This window comes from Aquamicrobium ahrensii, from assembly GCF_040545755.1.
GTDB lineage: Bacteria > Pseudomonadota > Alphaproteobacteria > Rhizobiales > Rhizobiaceae > Mesorhizobium > Mesorhizobium ahrensii.
The window spans coordinates 318,953-336,485 of the sequence record NZ_JBEPMN010000001.1 but is presented as its reverse complement, the minus strand read 5'-3'; the positions used below and the strand labels follow the sequence as shown (position 1 = coordinate 336,485).

General features: G+C 60.7%; 20 protein-coding genes. 6 read left to right on the top strand and 14 right to left on the bottom strand.

Annotated features, from left to right (window positions below):
• Window positions 1–69 precede the first annotated feature (69 nt).
• The 8 genes from ABID44_RS01690 to moaA all read right to left on the bottom strand — a co-directional run bounded on the left by ABID44_RS01690 (window position 70) and on the right by moaA (window position 6,739).
• Window positions 70–939: an NAD(P)-dependent oxidoreductase gene (locus ABID44_RS01690; RefSeq protein ID WP_354149944.1), complete on the bottom strand. Its 870-nt coding sequence runs from the start codon at window positions 937–939 to the stop codon at window positions 70–72.
• 61 nt (window positions 940–1,000) lie between these two features.
• On the bottom strand, window positions 1,001–1,831 hold the full coding sequence (locus ABID44_RS01685) for an ABC transporter permease (protein ID WP_354149943.1): 831 nt from the start codon (window positions 1,829–1,831) through the stop codon (window positions 1,001–1,003).
• On the bottom strand, window positions 1,828–2,541 hold the full coding sequence (locus tag ABID44_RS01680) for an ABC transporter permease (protein WP_354149942.1): 714 nt from the start codon (window positions 2,539–2,541) through the stop codon (window positions 1,828–1,830). The genes ABID44_RS01685 and ABID44_RS01680 overlap by 4 nt, the downstream gene beginning before the upstream one ends.
• Window positions 2,542–2,645: 104 nt before the next feature.
• Window positions 2,646–3,422: an ABC transporter substrate-binding protein gene (locus ABID44_RS01675; protein ID WP_354149941.1), complete on the bottom strand. Its 777-nt coding sequence runs from the start codon at window positions 3,420–3,422 to the stop codon at window positions 2,646–2,648.
• A 182-nt stretch (window positions 3,423–3,604) separates the two neighbouring features.
• Window positions 3,605–4,114 (bottom strand): molybdopterin-guanine dinucleotide biosynthesis protein B, encoded by a 510-nt coding sequence (mobB, locus tag ABID44_RS01670; protein ID WP_354149940.1) that lies wholly within the window; start codon window positions 4,112–4,114, stop codon window positions 3,605–3,607.
• The gene (mobA, locus tag ABID44_RS01665; RefSeq protein ID WP_354149939.1) at window positions 4,111–4,728 is read right to left on the bottom strand and encodes a molybdenum cofactor guanylyltransferase MobA; all 618 of its coding nucleotides are present in this window, start codon (window positions 4,726–4,728) and stop codon (window positions 4,111–4,113) included. Before mobA ends, mobB begins: the two co-directional genes overlap by 4 nt.
• A gap of 11 nt (window positions 4,729–4,739) precedes the next feature.
• On the bottom strand, window positions 4,740–5,660 hold the full coding sequence (locus tag ABID44_RS01660; RefSeq protein WP_354149938.1) for a DMT family transporter: 921 nt from the start codon (window positions 5,658–5,660) through the stop codon (window positions 4,740–4,742).
• An 83-nt stretch (window positions 5,661–5,743) separates the two neighbouring features.
• Window positions 5,744–6,739 carry a GTP 3',8-cyclase MoaA gene (gene moaA / locus ABID44_RS01655; RefSeq protein WP_354149937.1) on the bottom strand — a complete coding sequence of 332 codons (996 nt, stop codon included), beginning with the start codon at window positions 6,737–6,739 and terminating at the stop codon, window positions 5,744–5,746.
• A gap of 175 nt (window positions 6,740–6,914) precedes the next feature.
• Between moaA and ABID44_RS01650 the strand changes: the two genes are divergently transcribed.
• Window positions 6,915–7,271: a gamma-butyrobetaine hydroxylase family protein gene (locus ABID44_RS01650; protein ID WP_354149936.1), complete on the top strand. Its 357-nt coding sequence runs from the start codon at window positions 6,915–6,917 to the stop codon at window positions 7,269–7,271.
• Between the two features lie 15 nt (window positions 7,272–7,286).
• On the opposite strand, the gene ABID44_RS01645 is transcribed toward ABID44_RS01650, so the two are convergent.
• Window positions 7,287–7,790 carry a MarR family winged helix-turn-helix transcriptional regulator gene (locus tag ABID44_RS01645; protein WP_354149935.1) on the bottom strand — a complete coding sequence of 168 codons (504 nt, stop codon included), beginning with the start codon at window positions 7,788–7,790 and terminating at the stop codon, window positions 7,287–7,289.
• A 49-nt stretch (window positions 7,791–7,839) separates the two neighbouring features.
• Here ABID44_RS01645 and ABID44_RS01640 point away from each other — a divergent pair, with 49 nt between their 5' ends.
• Window positions 7,840–8,754, top strand: a complete 915-nt coding sequence (locus tag ABID44_RS01640; protein ID WP_354149934.1) for an alpha/beta hydrolase — start codon at window positions 7,840–7,842, stop codon at window positions 8,752–8,754.
• A gap of 3 nt (window positions 8,755–8,757) precedes the next feature.
• On the opposite strand, the gene ABID44_RS01635 is transcribed toward ABID44_RS01640, so the two are convergent.
• Complete coding sequence (locus tag ABID44_RS01635) at window positions 8,758–9,153, bottom strand: rhodanese-like domain-containing protein (protein WP_354149933.1); 396 nt, start codon at window positions 9,151–9,153, stop codon at window positions 8,758–8,760.
• A 182-nt stretch (window positions 9,154–9,335) separates the two neighbouring features.
• On the opposite strand from ABID44_RS01635, the gene ABID44_RS01630 reads away from it, so the two are divergent.
• Window positions 9,336–11,180, top strand: a complete 1,845-nt coding sequence (locus ABID44_RS01630; RefSeq protein WP_354149932.1) for a L,D-transpeptidase family protein — start codon at window positions 9,336–9,338, stop codon at window positions 11,178–11,180.
• Here the strand turns inward: ABID44_RS01630 and ABID44_RS01625 are convergent.
• Complete coding sequence (locus ABID44_RS01625; protein WP_354149931.1) at window positions 11,177–11,404, bottom strand: DUF2842 domain-containing protein; 228 nt, start codon at window positions 11,402–11,404, stop codon at window positions 11,177–11,179. The genes ABID44_RS01630 and ABID44_RS01625 overlap by 4 nt on opposite strands.
• A 152-nt stretch (window positions 11,405–11,556) precedes the next feature.
• Between ABID44_RS01625 and ABID44_RS01620 the strand changes: the two genes are divergently transcribed.
• Window positions 11,557–12,651 carry a COX15/CtaA family protein gene (locus ABID44_RS01620; protein WP_354149930.1) on the top strand — a complete coding sequence of 365 codons (1,095 nt, stop codon included), beginning with the start codon at window positions 11,557–11,559 and terminating at the stop codon, window positions 12,649–12,651.
• On the opposite strand, the gene ABID44_RS01615 is transcribed toward ABID44_RS01620, so the two are convergent.
• The 3 genes from ABID44_RS01615 to speB are packed head-to-tail and all read right to left on the bottom strand — an operon-like array spanning window position 12,635 to window position 15,428.
• Window positions 12,635–13,477 (bottom strand): aminoglycoside phosphotransferase family protein, encoded by an 843-nt coding sequence (locus ABID44_RS01615; RefSeq protein ID WP_354149929.1) that lies wholly within the window; start codon window positions 13,475–13,477, stop codon window positions 12,635–12,637. The genes ABID44_RS01620 and ABID44_RS01615 overlap by 17 nt on opposite strands.
• Window positions 13,474–14,406: an N-acetyl-gamma-glutamyl-phosphate reductase gene (gene argC / locus ABID44_RS01610; protein ID WP_354149928.1), complete on the bottom strand. Its 933-nt coding sequence runs from the start codon at window positions 14,404–14,406 to the stop codon at window positions 13,474–13,476. The genes ABID44_RS01615 and argC overlap by 4 nt, the downstream gene beginning before the upstream one ends.
• 29 nt (window positions 14,407–14,435) lie before the next feature.
• Window positions 14,436–15,428 (bottom strand): agmatinase, encoded by a 993-nt coding sequence (gene speB, locus ABID44_RS01605; RefSeq protein WP_354149927.1) that lies wholly within the window; start codon window positions 15,426–15,428, stop codon window positions 14,436–14,438.
• Window positions 15,429–15,607: 179 nt separating this feature from the next.
• Here speB and ABID44_RS01600 point away from each other — a divergent pair, with 179 nt between their 5' ends.
• Both ABID44_RS01600 and ABID44_RS01595 read left to right on the top strand, forming a co-directional pair.
• Window positions 15,608–16,900, top strand: a complete 1,293-nt coding sequence (locus ABID44_RS01600) for a DUF445 domain-containing protein (RefSeq protein ID WP_354149926.1) — start codon at window positions 15,608–15,610, stop codon at window positions 16,898–16,900.
• Between the two features lie 130 nt (window positions 16,901–17,030).
• A complete protein-coding gene (locus tag ABID44_RS01595; RefSeq protein WP_354149925.1) occupies window positions 17,031–17,531 on the top strand; it encodes a MaoC family dehydratase in 501 nt (166 codons plus the stop codon).
• Window positions 17,532–17,533: the final 2 nt, after the last annotated feature.

The following is a 17,533-nucleotide window of genomic DNA, read 5'->3' as shown; positions in this document are numbered from 1 at the left end:
TGCAATGATTATCGGATTATAAGGTGTCGGCAAGCAAGAAAGCCGCATTTGAACGGATAAATCCGGGATTCAACGCTCGAGTCGTGCAAGCAGCGACGAGGTGTCCCAGCGACCGCCACCCATGGACTGAACGTCCTTGTAGAACTGATCGACCAGCGCCGTTACCGGGAGGGTAGCGCCGTTGCGGTTCGCTTCGGCAAGGCAAATGCCGAGGTCCTTGCGCATCCAGTCTACCGCAAAGCCGAAGTCGTATTTGTCTTCATTCATAGTCTTGTGGCGATTTTCCATTTGCCAGGAACCCGCAGCGCCCCTTGCTATGACCTCGACCACTTTTTCGATATCCAGGCCGGCCTTTTTGCCGAAATGGATTCCTTCGGCCAGCCCTTGCACAAGCCCGGCAATGGCGATCTGGTTGATCATCTTGGTGAGCTGGCCGGCGCCGGCCGCCCCCATCAGGCCGACCATGCGGGCAAAGGAATCGATGACCGGGCGGGCGCGATTGAACGCCGCCTCTTCGCCGCCAACCATGACCGTCAGGACGCCGTTTTCAGCGCCGGCCTGGCCGCCCGAGACGGGCGCGTCGAGGAACGAGAATCCGGCTTCCGCGGCCCGGGCGGAAAGTTCACGCGCAACCTCAGCGGACGCGGTGGTATTGTCGATGAAAATCGCGCCTTTCTTCATAGTGCTGAAAGCGCCGTCAGGGCCGATCGTCACCGAACGCAGATCGTCGTCGTTTCCAACGCACGCAAAAACGAAATCCTTGCCTTCCGCCGCTTCAGCGGGGGTGCTGGCGAACTGGCCGCCATGTTCGGCGACCCAGCGTTCGGCCTTGGCGGAGGTGCGGTTGTATACGGTAACGTCGTGGCCGCCCTTGTTTTTCAGATGGCCCGCCATCGGATAGCCCATCACGCCGAGACCAAGGAAAGCTACTGTTGCCATTATCGAAGTCCTTTCACGCAAGCACGCTTGCGTCTTAAAGCATTGTTGCGGGTAAGGGGAGTCAGCGCTTGAGGTGGCGTGTGATGCGTTTCTCGACCCAGTCGACCCCGTGGCGCAGGGTTTCCACAATCAGCAGATAGATGATCGCGGCCCACAGATAGGCCTGGAAGTCGAAAGTGCGGGAATAGGTAAGACGGGTCACGCCCATCAGATCGTAGACGGTGATGATGGCGACGATGGCGGAGCCCTTGATCATGAGGATCAGCTCATTGCCATACGGCCTCAGGGCCACGATCAGCGCTTGCGGAAAGATCACCTTGCGCAGCGTGAGCAGACGGGGAAGTCCGAGTGACTCGGCGCCTTCCCACTGACCTTTGGATACGCTTTGTATGGCGCCGCGCAGGATTTCGGCCTGATAGGCCGCGGTGTTCAGCGAGAATGCGAACAGCGCGCAGTTGAAGGCGTCGCGAAAGAAACTCCATAGCCCGATGGCGTCGAGTTGCGGGCGGAACGATCCGAACCCATAGTAGACAAGGAAGGCCTGCGCCAGCAGCGGCGTGCCGCGGAAGAAATAGACATAGGCATAGGCGAAGCTGGCGATTATCGGATTGCGCGACATGCGCCCATAAGCGACCGGGACAGACAACAGCGCACCGATGACCACCGAAATCGCCACCAGCTTGATGGTCACCCATACACCGGACAGATAGCCCGGCGCGTATCTCCAGAACATATCCGGCTTCCATGCCGAGATGAGGTAGGCGACGAGACCAACGAGCGCCAGCGCCCACAGGGCAACGAGAATGTAGCCGACGACGCGTTCGCGTGGCCAGCCGTGCGGTGGTGGAGGCGGACGCAGCACTTCGCTGGCGGCAGGGTCAACGGCGCTCATCGCTGAACCTCCTGCTTGTTGACCCGGCGTTCGATGAGGCCGATGCCGATTGAGGACAGGATGGCCAGTCCGAGATAAACCAGGGTGGCGAAGCCGAAGAACAGGAAGGCCTGCTTGGTGACGCGTGCGGCGACGCCTGCCTGACGCAATATGTCTGTCAGCCCGATGGCCGAAACAAGCGACGTGTCCTTGAGCAGGATCAGCCAAAGATTGGAGAGGCCCGGCAGAGCGATGCGTACAAGTTGCGGCAGCACGACGAGCCGCATTGTCTGGAATTTGGAAAGCCCGATGGCGTAGCCGCCTTCATACTGCCCCAGGGGAATAGCTCTGAACGCCGACAGGAACACTTCGCTGGCATAGGAGGAGAACACCACGCCGAGCGCGATCATGCCTGAAACGAAGCTGTTGACCTCGATGCTGGCGTTCGGATTGAAAAACCGAACGACCTGCTGGATGCCGATCTGCGCGCCGTAAAACACCAGAAACAGGGTCAGCAATTCCGGCAGGCCGCGGAAAATGGTGGTGTAGATGTCCGCGGCCAGTCTCAGCGAGCGCTCCTGCGACTGTTTCGCGACCGCGATCAGGAAGCCGATGAGCAGACCCACCGGAAGCGTGGCCAGAGCCAGGCTGACGGTGATGAAGACGCCATAGGCGATCTCGTCCAGCCAGCCGTTCGGCCCCCAGCTCAGCAGCGTCCAAACGCTCTGCATTGCCCCGCCCGCATCTTTTTGTTTTCAGTTGCTGTCGATCCGGCACGCGAGTGCAGGATCGACAATGTGGTCTGGGTCACGTCGCCTGCCGCCAGACTATTCCGTTAATCACCATATACATCAAACTTGAAATATTTGTCGTTGATTTCCTTGTATTTTCCATTTTCCCGAATGGCGGCGATCGCTACGTTAAAGCGGTCCCGCAACTCGGTCTGGCCCTTGCGGATGGCGATGCCGGCGCCTGGACCGTGAATCTCATCGACAGAAGTTATCGTTCCAGCCAGCTTGCAGCAGGCGCCATCGGGCGAATCCAGCCACTGGGAAAGTGCGATGATATCGTCGTTGGCGGCGTCGAGACGGCCGTTGGCGAGATCGAGCTGATATTCCTGAGCTGTCGGGTAGGGTTTTACGGTGCTGTCGGTATAGGTCACCGTCGAATAGTTGAAGTGGGTGGTGGAGGCCTGCGCACCGATCGTCTTGCCCGCCAGATCTTCCTTGGCGACGCCCTTGATGTCGCTGTCTTTCGGCACGGCGAGGGCGGGCGGCGTGTTGTAGTACTTATTGGTGAAGTCGACCTGTTGCAGCCGCTCCGGCGTGATCGACATGGATGCGATAATGGCGTCGAACTTGCCAGCCTGAAGAGCCGGGATGATGCCGTCCCAATCTTGCGTGATGAACTCGCACTTGACCTTCATTTCATCGCAAAGAGCCTGTGCGATGTCGACGTCGAACCCTTCGAGCTTGCCATCGGAAGTCAGGTTGTTGAAAGGAGGATACGCCCCTTCCGTGCCAATGCGGACGACTTCTTCCTGCGCGTGAGCCGAACCAAGCGCGAACAACGCGCTTGCGGTTGCAATAAGCACGTATTTTCCAAACCTCATGGTGTTCCTCTCTGGTTATCGCGAATATCGAAGCGACATTCGCAAGCGGCTCTTCCGACCGCGATAAGGGGATACTCCCATTGTTTTTGCTGGAAAAGCAACACTAAAAACCACCACCACGCTGCTGCCCGATTACGTGGCGGCACCCTCTTCAGGCGGCTGCGACAGAGATGTCGGACAGGCTAGATATTCAGCCGCACTGAAGTCTCGATGAAGTCGGCAATCGTTGGAATGTCATCGATATCGAACACCGGCAGCCTCTCGTGCGGCTGCGGGTGATCGGCGGCCACTGCGATGATGTTGGGATCGTTCTGTGACAGGGGCGTATGATCACGCGCGCCGCGCCGGCGCGCCTCGATCTTGATATGCGATTCCTGCTTGTAGCCTTCGACAAGAACGATGTCGCATGGAGCGAGACGCGCAAGGATTTCGCCAAGCGCCGGTTCTTCGTCGCCATCGAGTTCATGCATCAGCGCCCAGCGGCGGCCGGAGACGATGGCGACTTCTCGGGCTCCCGCCTCCCGGTGGCGAAAGCTGTCGGTGCCAGCCTTGTCGATGTCGAAGCCGTGATGCGCATGCTTGACGGTGGAGACCTTCCATCCGCGGGAAACCAGTTCGCTGACGAGCCGCTCGGTGAGGGTCGTCTTGCCGGAATTCTTCCATCCCGTGACGCCAAAGATACGCTGGATCATTCGTGGCTCTCCGTTATGAGGCGTCGCGCTTCGGCCAGATCATCAGGCGTATTGATGTTGAAGAACGGATCGATTCCGTCGTGGGCGTCAAAATTCACCGAGACGAATGGCCTTGATCGGATGAAATCGAGCACCTTTCTGCCCCCTCCGATCAAATAGCTACGCAGTGGCGCGGACATTCCCGCCGGCCAGAGGCCGAAAACCGGGTGGTCACGACCGCCGGAACCCGCAATGGCGATCGCCTGAGGGTTGTTGCTTCTTGCGGCAGAAAGCCGGGCGACCAGATCGAACGGCAGGAAAGGCGTATCTCCCGCCACGGTCACGAGCGCCTGATGGGTCTGTTGCGCTTCGATCCATTCCAGACCGGCCAGCACCCCCGCCAATGGACCGGGAAAGCCGGGCGTCGTGTCCGGCAGCACCGGCAGCCCGAATGCGGCGAACCGGTCGAGGTCGCCATTGGCGTTGAGCGCCAGCGCACCGACCTGTGGGCTTATGCGGCCGATGATGTGATGCAGAACCGGTTTTCCGTTCAGCTCCAGCAGGGGCTTGTCGCCGCCCCCCATGCGGCTTGAGAGGCCGCCGGCCAGAATGATTCCTGCTATCGAATCAGGCATTCCGCCAGCTCCTATATGCCGTCGGGCCCCATGCTCGGACCCGCGCTCTCGGCCGCGGTCTTGTATCGGCCAACAGCATGCTCACGATAAAGCGTATAGAGACCGGAGGCGACAATGATCGCCGCGCCGACGATCATGGGCAGGTCAGGAAACTCCGAAAACAGGATCATGCCGAGCAGGATCGAGCACAACAGCGATGTGTAGCGGAAGGGGGCGATGAACGAGACTTCGCCCACGCGCATGGCCGTTATGATGAAATTGTAGCCCAGAAGCAGCAGCGCGGCGCTGAGCGCCAGAAGCGCTGTACCTGAGATTTCCATGGAACTCCATCCACCCATCGGATTGAGCAGGATGGCGCCGGTAACCGTCACGGAGATCGACGTGATGGTGGAAACCAGATGTGTGGGAATGTTCGATGGAAGGCGGCTGGTGGCCAGATCGCGCACCGTGCAAAAGCCTACGCTGGCGAGCGCGTACAGCGAGTAGGCGCTGAAGCCTTCATAACCCGGCCGTACAGTGATGATGACACCCGTAAAACCCGCGCAAATGGCAAGCCATCTGCGCCAGCCGACGCTTTGCCCGAGTGCGAGTGCCGCGCCCATGCTGACTGCAAGCGGAAGGGCTTGCAGCACGGCGGAGACATTGGCGATAGGAAGATGGGCCAGCGCCAGCAGGAAAGTGACCGTCGCCGCCACTTCGCTTACCGAGCGCAGAGCGACCAGCGGCTGCCGGATCATGCTCATCTGCGAGAAAGCGCCGCTTCGCCAGCCTATGAACGCGATGACGGCGGAGGCGAAAAGGCCTCTCACCAGCATGACTTGAGCGACGCTGATCGATTCCGTCATAAGCTTGGTGATGGCGTCATTGGTCGCGAAACTGACCATGGCGATGACCATATAGGCGGCGCCACGCATATTGCTGGACATATTCAAGGACGCGCCCCCGTTGACTGGCTTCCGAAGCCTTACCAGCCAAACCGCGATCGGCAATGGCCCATGACGGGGAAAAGAACCGATCAGCCGCCGGTTACGCTCATGTGGCGGGAGACAGAGGGGCGGTTGGTGCGCCTGTCTATGATGAAGTCATGCCCCTTGGGCTTGCGGCCGATAGCTTCGTCGATCGCCGCCGAGAGAAGCTCGTTGGCTTCTGAGGCGCGCAGCGGGGCCCGAAGATCGGCCGCGTCTTCCTGGCCCAGGCACATGTAAAGCGTTCCGGTGCAGGTGAGGCGCACGCGATTGCAGCTTTCGCAGAAATTGTGGGTCATGGGCGTGATGAAGCCGAGACGCCCCCCGGTTTCCTCCACTTCGGCATAGCGGGCGGGGCCACCGGTCTTGAAGGGAATGTCAGTCAGCGTGAACTGGCGCTCTAGCTGCGCGCGCAGTACGGAAAGCGGCAAATACTGATCCGTCCGGTCCGCGTCGATCTCTCCCATGGGCATGGTCTCGATAACAGTCAGGTCCATGCCGCGGCCATGAGCCCAGCGCAGCATTTCTGGCAGTTCCATATCGTTGAAGCCGCGCAAGGCGACTGCGTTGATCTTGATGCTGAGGCCGGCGGCCTGTGCGGCGTCGATGCCGGCCAGAACCTTGTCGAGGTGGCCCCAGCGCGTGATGGCATGGAATTTTTCAGGATCGAGCGTATCGAGGGAGACGTTGATGCGACGCACGCCGGCATCCGCCAGTTCGTGAGCGAAACGCGAAAGCTGTGAACCGTTGGTGGTGAGGGTAAGCTCCTCCAGCGCGCCGCTTCGCAGATGGCGGGAGAGCTCGCGCACGAGGTGCATGATGTTCTTGCGCACCAGCGGCTCGCCGCCGGTAAGTCGTAACTTACGAACGCCCTTTTCTATGAACACCGTGCAGAGCCGGTCGAGCTCCTCGAGCGAAAGCAGGTCTTTCCTGGGCAGGAAGGCCATATCTTCCGCCATGCAGTAGACGCATCGGAAGTCACAGCGATCCGTAACCGAGACCCTGAGATAGGTGATGGCGCGACCGAAAGGGTCGATCATGTCCATTGCGCGTTCCAGATTTCCCGTCGCAGGTTAATGCAACCGTTATATACTCTTATGTGATACGAAACACCGCCCTGTTCAAGACGAATTGCCGCTTCTTTCGCGACATGTCTTCCTGTGTGGAAGCGGGCATTGGGGTCCTGTATTGATAGGCGGACTCATTGAGAAGGATGCCGCCATGACCGCACCGAGCGAATTGCGGGTTTCGAAGGACCGCAGGCTGTTGACGATCACGTTTCCCGGTCGCGATCCTGTCGAACTGCCGGCGGAGATGCTGCGGGTGCTTTCACCTTCGGCGGAAGTGCAGGGGCATTCGCCCGAGCAACGGGTCACCGTTCCGGGCAAGCGTGGTGTGATGATCACGCGCATGGACCCGGTCGGCAACTATGCGGTGCGCATCACCTTCGACGATTTCCATGACACCGGTATCTTCACCTGGATCTATCTCAACGAGCTTGGCGAGCAGAAAGAGGCCCGCTGGCAGGCCTATCTTGACGAGTTGGCGCAGAAAGGCATGAGCCGCGATCGGCGGTAATTAAGAGTATAAATTTCAATATGTTGACGGCTTGTCCGGATGTTTTTGATGTAGCGCTTCAGCCTCGCGAGCCTTGTCGAGCACATCCGTGATGCGCCGCATCTGATCACCCATAACATCGCATTGGGCGGGGGACGATTCGGCCATCGCCAGTTCGATAAGGGCGTTGTAGATTTTCAGCGCCTCCATCAGCAGCGTCGTTCCTGCATCGGTGAGGGCAAGGCGCAGGATGCGCTTGTCGCGTGGGTCGCTCTCACGGAGAACCAGCCTACGCTTTTCAAGCTGCGGCAGGAGCATGGTGATGTTGGAACGGCCCACCAGCAGTTTGCGGGCTAGGTCGTGCTGCGACATGCCGGGATGGCGATAGAGGTTCATCAGCACATCGAGTTGGGCTGGCTTCAAATCCAGCGGCGCCAGCCGGGCCGCAAGCGTGCGTTCGAGTGCGTGGCAGGCACGGGCCACAGCCACCCAGTTGCGGAAACGGGGGTTATCCCAGGGAAGCTCTTGCTTATTGTTCATTCTTGAACTAATGTTTGTTCATCATTGAACTAGTTTCGGATTTCGCACTATGGCACCATTTCCGCAGAAGGTCATCCGGTGCATGTTTGGTGTGGGAGAAAAGGTGGCGCCGAGCCTTGCCGGTCGCGCCGCGTTCGAATTGTTCTGCCGCACCCCGGATCCTCGCAAGCTGACGCCAAAGGAGCGTATCGCCGTGGCGGCGGCAGGCGATTTCATGCAGAACGCCCGCCGGCATTGCCTGACGACCCCGGCGGGGCGTGTTACGGCATATGAATTTCGAGCGGAAGTTCCGGCGCGGCGTGCAGGCACAGTGCTTGTACTGCATGGTTGGCGTTCCCGCACGGAATATATGCGCTTCCTCATCGCGGGCTATCGTGATGCTGGTTACAGGGTGATTTCGCTTGATCTTCCCGGCCATGGCCAGTCCGGCGGCAGGAAGCTGACGCTCATGAACGCCGTTGAGGCGGCGCATATGGCCGGCCAATGGTTCGGGCCGTTCGAGGCGGTAATCGGGCATTCGTTCGGCGGGGCGGTGTCCTTGAACGCAGCCGCAGGCTTCATGCCCGGGATACCGCCTTTGGAGACGAAACGCCTGGTGCTCATCGCAGCGCCGAACTCTCTCCCGTCGGTATTCGAAGGTTACAGCCGCCAGCTCAATGTCGGGCCGCGCGCGCAGGCGAGCCTGGCGGAGAGCGTGCGGCGTCTTTCCGGGCGGCGGCTCGATGAGTTCATGGGCGATCGTCAACTGGCCATGTTGCGTCTGCCAACCCTGATCGTACATGCTCCGGACGATCGCGAGGTTCCGGCCAATCAGGCGAAGGCCCTCGCCGAAGCCGGGCCGCATGTCGATATCTGCTGGGCGCAAGGGCTCGGCCATCGGCGCATTCTGGCCGATCCTGCCGTGATCGAGCGGGCGGTGAATTTCGTCAGCCGCCGGCATGAAGCTCCCGTATCGCTACATTGAGATTCAGACTTTCGGTTTGGCAGGTTCGACCGGAAGCCCGGCCTTTTTCCATGCTCCGAAGCCGCCTTCGATGTGCTTGACCGGTTCAAGCCCCATATCCTGTGCTGTCTTGGCCGCCAGTGCGGAGCGCCAGCCGCCGGCGCAGAAGAATACAAAGGTGTTGCCGCTGGCGAAGAAGGGCTTGTGATAGGGGCTTTCGGGATCAATCCAGAATTCCAGCATGCCGCGGGTGCAATGCCGGGCTCCCGGAATGTCGCCTTCCCGTTCGATCTCGCGCGGGTCCCGCAGGTCCACGAAGGTAATCTTTTCATCGCCAAGAAGTTTTTCTGCTTCATGGGGCGAAATCGCCTCCACCTCGGCGTTCGCCTCGTCGAGCAAGGCTCTGAATCCCTTCTTCATGCATCGTTCCTCCACATTCGCGCATTGGCCAAAATAGATGGCACAGCGCGCTTCGGCTGGCCACCCGCAGCGGAAAGTTCAATCAAATTTAACCAAATCGCAGTGAATCAATATAGTCACAGCTGCGTGCCGGGCCTCCGGTTCCGGTGCGGACGATGTGTTTGCGAAACAGGTGATCGCTCATGAGGCAGTTCAAAAAGGCCGCGTGGTTTGCATCCGTAACCCTGTTGGGAAGCGGCATAGCGCTGTCGGCGCAGCCGGCGAGCGCCCAGACCCTCATGGACATGCTGTTCGGCGGCCCATCGAAGCGGCATTCCGCACCGATGCAAGGCGAATTTCCGCCACCGCCGAAGCCGAAAGCGGCTGCTCCGATCAAGAAGATTTCCGCCCCGACCTATAATGCCTACAAGCCGGACAAGCTGACACGAGTTGATTTCACAGCGCTGACCGAGACGCCGCAAAAAGCTGCTTTCTCTCCCGCCGATGCCGATGAGACCTTCGCCGGTTCTGTGTCCGCGCTGGAGGGCTTCGAACTGCTGGCCGAGCCGGCCATCGCCAGGGCGCTGGTGGAGTACTATTCGGCTAATCCGGATTTCATATGGATTTCAAACGGCGCGCTTGATGAAAAGGCGCGGGAAGCGATACGGGTTCTGAGCGACGCGTCGAGCCATGGCTTTTTGCCCGCGGATTACGTGGTCGAAGCGCCGAATGCGGGGCAGACCGCCGATCGCGCCGAGCTGATCCGTTTCGAGATGACGCTGTCGGCGCGCGTGCTCCGTTATGCGCGCGATGCGAGGCAGGGCCGCATCCAGCCGAACCGCATTTCCGGCTATTACGACTTTCCGGAAAAGCCCATAAATCTTGCTGGCGTGCTCGGCATTCTGGCGAACACCAAGGAAGTGCGCGCCTATCTGGAGTCGCGTCATCCGCAGAATCCGGAATACGAAGCCTTGCGGGTCGAACTGGAGGCTTTGGAATCGAGCGCGGAGAATGACATCACGGTCGAGCCCGGGCTGTTGCTGAAGCCGGGACAGTCGAGCGCCGAATTGCCGAAGCTGCTGACATTGATCCAGCGCGACATCGACGACGAAATGCGAGCGCGCCATGGCGAGGTGTTGGCGCGTCTTGCGGCCAGCGAGGTCTACGAGCCGGATCTGACGCCGGTTTTCGAGGACGTGCAGAAAAAGGCCGGCCTCAAGCCGGACGGTATCATCGGCGCACGCACGGTCGCCGCGATAGCCGGCGAAACAAAAGCCGACAGGCTGGCGAAGGTGCGCATCGCCATGGAGCAGCTACGCTGGCTGCCCTCCGATCTTGGCAATCCCCGCGTATTCATCAATCAGCCGGCCTTCACGGCAAGCTATATCGAGGGCGGTGAGGAAAAGCTGAAGACGCGCACCGTCGTCGGTAGCGTCAGCAATCAGACCAGCTTCTTCTATGACGAAATCAAGCAGGTCGATTATAATCCCTATTGGGGTGTGCCCCAGTCGATCATCGTCAACGAGATGCTGCCCAGATTGCGCAGCGATCCGGGCTATCTCGACCGGGCGGGATATGAGGTGACCGACTCGAAGGGCAAACGCATTCCCTCATCGTCGATCGACTGGTCGCAATATGGGGGCAGGGTGCCGTTCAATGTGCGGCAGGCCCCAAGCGAGGCGAATGCCTTGGGGGAGCTGAAAATCCTGTTCCCCAACAAGCATGCCATCTACATGCATGACACGCCGCAAAAGGCCTATTTCCAGCGCGACATGCGCGCTCTGAGCCATGGCTGCGTGCGCTTGCAGGACCCGCGCGGCATGGCCGCAGCCGTGCTCGGCACGTCCGTCGAGCATATCGCCGACAAGCTCGGAAAGGGCCATTCGACTGAAAAGGTGACGCGCCGGATTCCGGTCTATGTCGCCTATTTCACCGCCTGGCCGGACATGGCCGGCAAAATGGAGTATTTTGGGGATATCTATGGTCGCGATGACCGGCTGAAACAGGCGATCGCCGCCACGGAGGCGGCGCGGTCGCCTTCGAGCTAGCTGTTATTTGCCCGGCGCGTCTTCGGCTCCCTGATCATCCATTTGATGATCAGCATGGCCGGCAAGATCCAGACCAGACCTCCGATTAGGAAGAACAGCAGGTGGACGACCGGGCCGGATTGCGAAAGCTGCGCCACAGCGATCAGCGTTGCGACGATGGAATAAACCACGACGAGAAGCACCAGCAGGATCGTTCCAATCAGTTTTTTGAGGCGAACCGGCATCTTTTCGTCCTTTCAGTTGCCTTCGCATAGGGCCTGAGCGAAGCTGGCGCAAGCTAAAGCGGCGCGACGGCGTGCCGCGCCATGCGCTCTTGCCAGTGTCTGCGCCATGGTCCACCAATCCGGCGCTTTCTTCGAGTTGCTGGAGACACGCAATGGCTGTCAGTGCCGACTACGCATCGTCCACGCCCGATCGGGAACGTTTGCTGAGGAACCGGGCGCAGGTGCGTTTCTGGCTCTACTGCATCCTGGCGGTGCTGTTTGCGCTGATCCTTGTCGGCGGCGCCACCCGCATGACCGGCTCGGGCCTGTCGATCACCGAATGGAAGCCGATCCATGGCGTCATCCCGCCGCTGAACGAGGCGGAGTGGCAGGAGGAATTCCTGAAATATCAGCAGATTCCGCAGTATGAGAAGATCAACCACGGAATGAGCCTGTCGGAGTTCCAGTTCATCTTCTGGTGGGAGTGGGCGCACCGTCTTCTTGCACGGGGTGTGGGCTTCATATTCGCCATTCCGCTTGTCTTCTTCTGGGCGACGCGTCGTATCGAAAAAGGACTGATGCCGAAGCTTCTCGGCATACTGGCTCTCGGCGGCTTGCAGGGCGCGATTGGCTGGTGGATGGTGGCCTCGGGGCTGGTGGAGCGCGTCAACGTCAGCCAGTACCGGCTGGCCACCCATCTGACCATCGCATCCCTGATCTTCATGGCCACCATGGTCGTTGCACGCGGTCTCGCGCCGCATTCGCAAGGCGCAGCGGATCGCGGCACGCAGCGGATCGCCGGAATCCTGACGCTGCTGCTCATCGTGCAGATTTATCTTGGAGGGCTTGTGGCCGGGCTTCACGCGGGGCTGAGCTATACGACATGGCCTTTGATGGACGGCAAGATCATACCCGGAGACCTGCTTCTGCTTGAGCCGGCATGGCGGAATTTCTTCGAAAGCCCGAAGACAGTGCAGTTCGTGCACCGCATCGGCGCTTACACGCTGTTCGTTGTGGCGTTGTGGCACATGATCTCCACCGGCAGACGGTTGCCGGGCACCACTCATGCGCGGCGTGCGGTGCTTCTGTTCATCCTTGTCCTGATGCAGGCTGTTATCGGCATCGCCACGCTGCTCATGCAGGTGCCGTTGCATCTGGGCCTGACCCATCAGGGCTTCGCACTGGTGGTCCTGGGATTTGCGGCCGCGCACTGGCGGGGCGCCAAGGGCGCCTATCCGCTGCCCGGCGAGATCAGAACCGCTTCCTGACCTCGCGAATGGCCGTCGCCACCGCAAGTTCGCGGTTTTCGTCTGTGGCGTTTCCATCGCCATGATGCCATGCCGCCGAAAGGCAGCCATAGGCGATCGCATGGTCGAGAAGCCGACGCGGGTCCTGGCGCATTGAGTGCGAAAGCTGTTCGGCCATACGCGTGATGCGTTGCCGATTCAGGCACAGATCGTCCCGGTCCAGCGGATTATAGAACAGGTTGGCGGCATCGAATCCGGCGTCGCCGATTACGCCCTTGGGGTCGATGGCCAGCCAGCCGCGCGGTCCCTCGAGAATATTCTCGTGGTGCAGATCGCCATGCAGGGGGCGAACCTCACGGGCGGAGTCGAGAAGCTCCTGCGCCAGCGTTGCAGCGTCGGAATAGGCTGAAACAGCGCCGGCGGCGACGTCCCGCTTCGCCTTAGCGAACAACGCTTCATAGCGTTGGGCCAAAGGCTGCAATCCTGACGGGACTGGGCGGTCGCCCGGTGCGTGCAGCCGCTGCATGACTTCGGCGGCGATTTCGGTCGCCGCCGGATCGCCTTCCGTTTCGAGCACTTCAGTCAGATGCCGCTGGCCGGCATATTCGATCAGCATGCGGCAGCCGTCCTGATCGATCAGCCGCACAAGCCCCTGGCCATCGCGCCATGCAAGCAGATGCGCGCCGCGCAACTCGTCGTCGACGTCATCGAAAGGTTTCAGGTCCTTGACCACAGCGGGCGAACCATCGCCCAGCGTGACCTTCCAGACGCGGCTGCTGAATGTGTCCGCAATCAGCCGCGCCCCGGTTATGCTCCAGCGGGAAGGAAAGTCCGGACTTGCCGTCAAAGACTCTTGCCGATCATCAGGTCGAGATTTTGCACGGCTGCGCCCGACGCCCCCTTGCCGAGATTGTCATAGACGGCGATCAGCAGCGCCTGCGCCCGGTCGTCATTGCCGAACACATGAAGCTTCATGCGGTTGGTTCCGTTGTAGCGCTCGGGATCGATGTCCGGCACGCGTTCGACCTGCTCATAAGGCGCGACCTCGACCACGCCGCCCGGAATGGCGGCAAAATGATCGGCAATGGCGGCATGCAATTCGGCTCCACTGGGAATGTAGTCCTGAGTTCCGAGTTGCAGCGGGACGATGGTGATCATGCCCTGTGCGAAATTGCCGATCGCCGGCTGGAGTATTGGATCACGGCTGAGGCGGCTGTAAGCCTTGATCTCGGGAATGTGCTTGTGCTGCAACGAGAGCCCATACGGGAAGAACTCGCAGGCGCTTTCGCCTTTGGCCTCATAATCCTCGATCATGGTGCGACCGCCGCCGGAATAGCCGGTGATCCCGTTGATCGTGATCGGGAAATCGGCAGGCAGCAGGCCGGCGTCAATCAGCGGGCGCAGCGTGGCGATCGGCCCCTGAGGCCAGCAACCGGGATTGGCCACCCGTCTGGCGGCGGCGATACGGGCCGGCTGGTCCTTGTCCATTTCGGCGAAACCATATTCCCAGCCTTCGGCGACACGATGCGCGGTGGATGCGTCGATGACGCGCGTGGTGTCGTTCGCGATCAGCGAGACGCTTTCGCGGGCGGCGTCGTCCGGCAGGCACAGGATGGCGATGTCGGCGGCGTTGAGATATTCGGCGCGCGCCCCCTTTTCCTTGCGGCGCTCCGTCGGCACTGAGATGATCTCCAGATCACGACGCCCGGCCAGCAGCGTGCGGATCTGAAGACCGGTGGTGCCATGTTCGCCGTCAATGAAGATTTTCGGTTTCATTCCCGTTTCTGCCTGAATGCCGGACGGACCTAGATGTCCTGCCCGTGGTGGATGTTGTTGTGTAAACCGGTTTCCTGCCGGGCTTTACGCTCCGCCAGCAGACCGAGATAGTGCATCGCAATCATCGATCCGGCGATAGCAGTAATATCGGCGTGGTCGTAGGCCGGCGCAACCTCTACGACATCGGCGCCCACGATGTCGACCTGTCCAAGCTGCCGCAGCACCGAGAGCATACGCGCCGAAGACGGGCCGCCGGCCACCGGTGTGCCGGTCCCGGGCGCAAAGGCCGGGTCCAGACAGTCGATATCGAAGGTGAGGTAGGTCTTGCGCCCTCCGGTACGCTCCACGATCGCATAGGCGATGTCGGCCGCGCGCATTTCCTCCACCTCATAGCCGTGCAGGATTTTGATGCCGAATGCCTCCGGCGCGTGGGTGCGGATGCCGATCTGGATCGAACGGTCGGGGTCGATAACGCCTTCCTTGACCGCTCGGCCGACGAAAGAGCCATGATCAATGCGCTTGCCGTCATCCGGCCATGTGTCCTGATGGGCGTCGAACTGCACCAGCGCCAGCGGGCCGTGAACGGCTGCATGGGCCTTTAGCAGCGGCCATGTGATGAAATGATCGCCGCCGAGCGTGAGCAGGAACGCACCGGACCGGAGGATTTTCGCCGCCTCACGCTCGATGGTGGCCGGGGTCTTGTTGTGGTTGCCGCTGTCGAGAAGGCAGTCGCCATAGTCGACAACGGTGAGGTCCTCGAACAGGTCGCGGGAAAAGGGGTATTGCGGATCGTTGTCGAGGATCGCGGATGCGCGGCGGATCGCCTGGGGACCGAAGCGCGCGCCCGGCCGGTTGGTGACGGCGGCGTCGAAGGGAACGCCCCAGACCACCGCATCTGCGCCGGTGACATTCTTGGTGAACCGGCGGCGCATGAATGAGAGTGCACCGGCATAGGTGGGATCGGAGGCGGCGCCGCGTTTGCTGCGCGCGGTGAAGGCGTGGTCGATGGTCCCCGAAGGCATGATCGCTCCTTGAACGTCTCTGTCGCACTGCAACAACTACAGAAGCGGCGTGCAACTTGCCAGCGTCTCGGCGGTTAAAGTGCCAGGCGGGCAGGGTGTCGGCAAAAACAGACTTCAATCCATGGCTGCACATGGCGGCCGCGCCGATAATGGCCGGACGAATCGAACGGAACGGTGCAATGGCGAAATCGACGGCGAGTGTTTTGCACGGGGATGCCGCCCTGCAGGAGCAGGCGAAGGTAGTGGCGCTGCGGCGAACGAAGTTTGTGGCGTTGGCAGCGCTGCTGGGGTGCGTCGTCCTGTTCGCCGCGGCCAAGATGCTGGAGCCAAGCTATCCCGCCATGGGCTTTATCGCCGCCTTCGCCGAGGCGGCGACGATCGGCGGGCTGGCCGACTGGTATGCGGTGGTGGCCCTTTTCCGGCGGCCGCTCGGTCTGCCAATTCCCCACACCGCCATCATCTCCGCCAACCAGAACCGCATCGCCGATAATCTCGGCCGCTTCATCGAGGTGAATTTCCTTGCCCCCGGTCCGGTGCGGGAGAAGCTGAAAGAAGTGGATTTCGCCGCGCTGGTCGCGGACTGGCTGGTGGACGAGAAGCGCGCCGCCGGGCTGTCGCGCTTCGTTGGCCGGCTGGTGCCGCAAATGCTGGCGGCGGTCGAGCAATCCGGCCTGCGAGATTTCGTCGGCCAGCGTTTGAGGGGCGAGCTTGAAAAGGTGAAGGTGGCCCCGCTCGCCGCCGATCTTCTTTCTACCTTCACCCATGATCGTGGCCACCAGAAGCTGTTCGACGAGATCGTGAGGGCCCTTGCCGGCGTGCTTGCGGACGAGAGGGCGCTGGAGGCGATGCGTGAAAAGATTCGCGCCGAATTGCCGACGCTCTTCAATATGTTTCGCGCCGACGCCTATCTGCTGAAGAAGATCGTGGCGTCGGCCGCAACATTGCTCGATGACGTGAATGCGGACCCCGATCACCCGCTGCGCGAGGAATTCGATCGTTTCGTGCAAGACTTCATCGCAGAACTTCGAACATCGCAAGACTACGCCCGGCGCGCCGAGAAGCTGAAGGATGACCTCCTGAAGCGCCCGGAAATGCGCGATCTCGTAGGCTCAATGTGGAACAGTGTGCGCGCCTTCATCGAGGAAGGCGCGGCCGGCCGGAACACGGCGATCCAGACGCATCTGACAAATATGTTCGTGGAGGTGGGCCGGCATCTGGCGCATGATCCAAAGGTCAAGGCCGACATGAACGCCGGTTTCGTCGTGGCGCTTTCGGCCTTCGTCGAAAGCCAGAAAAGCGGCGTCTCCACCTTCATCGCGGATCAGGTGAAGCGTTGGGATCTGGCGCAGCTTACGAGGCTGATTGAAATCAATATCGGCAGGGATCTGCAATATATCCGCTTCAACGGCATGATCGTGGGTGGCGTTGCTGGCGTTGCGCTCTATATCTTTGAAAGAACGTTCCTTTCATGAAATCTGGATTCAGCTCCGCGAAATTCTCTCACCCGATAAGTTGAAGTTTGCCGTCCTGCGGCTGCATGTTCTACACCAGAGTTAAACTTCCACAGAGACATCCAATCGGCGATTTGTCTGGAAAGGCGGAATGCAAGACACACCACCGACATTCGACGAACTGAAAACCATGATCGGGCAGGAACTTGGCGTTTCCAGCTGGACGCTGGTGGATCAGTCGAGGATCGACCAGTTCGCCGCCTGCACGGGTGATCGTCAGTGGCTGCACACAGATCCCGAGCGAGCGAAGCGGGAAAGCCCGCTGCGGGTGACCATTGCCCATGGCTATCTGACGCTGTCGATCATCGGGGCGCTCTGTCATGAACTTGGCGCCATACCGGAAAATACACAGGCCGCGTTCAACCACGGGCTCGACAGGGTGCGTTTTCTTTCGCCGGTGCGGGTGGGGTCGCGCGTGCGACTGCGCGCGACCTTGCTGGCGATGGACGAGAAAGGCCCCGGCCAGTATCTGATGAAATTCCTGAACACCGTCGATATCGAGGGCGAGGAGCAGCCGGCGCTGACCGCCGAGACGCTGGTCATGTTCTACGAGCGGCGGCGCAAGACGGCCCGGCCCGCGAAGGCCCGCTGATC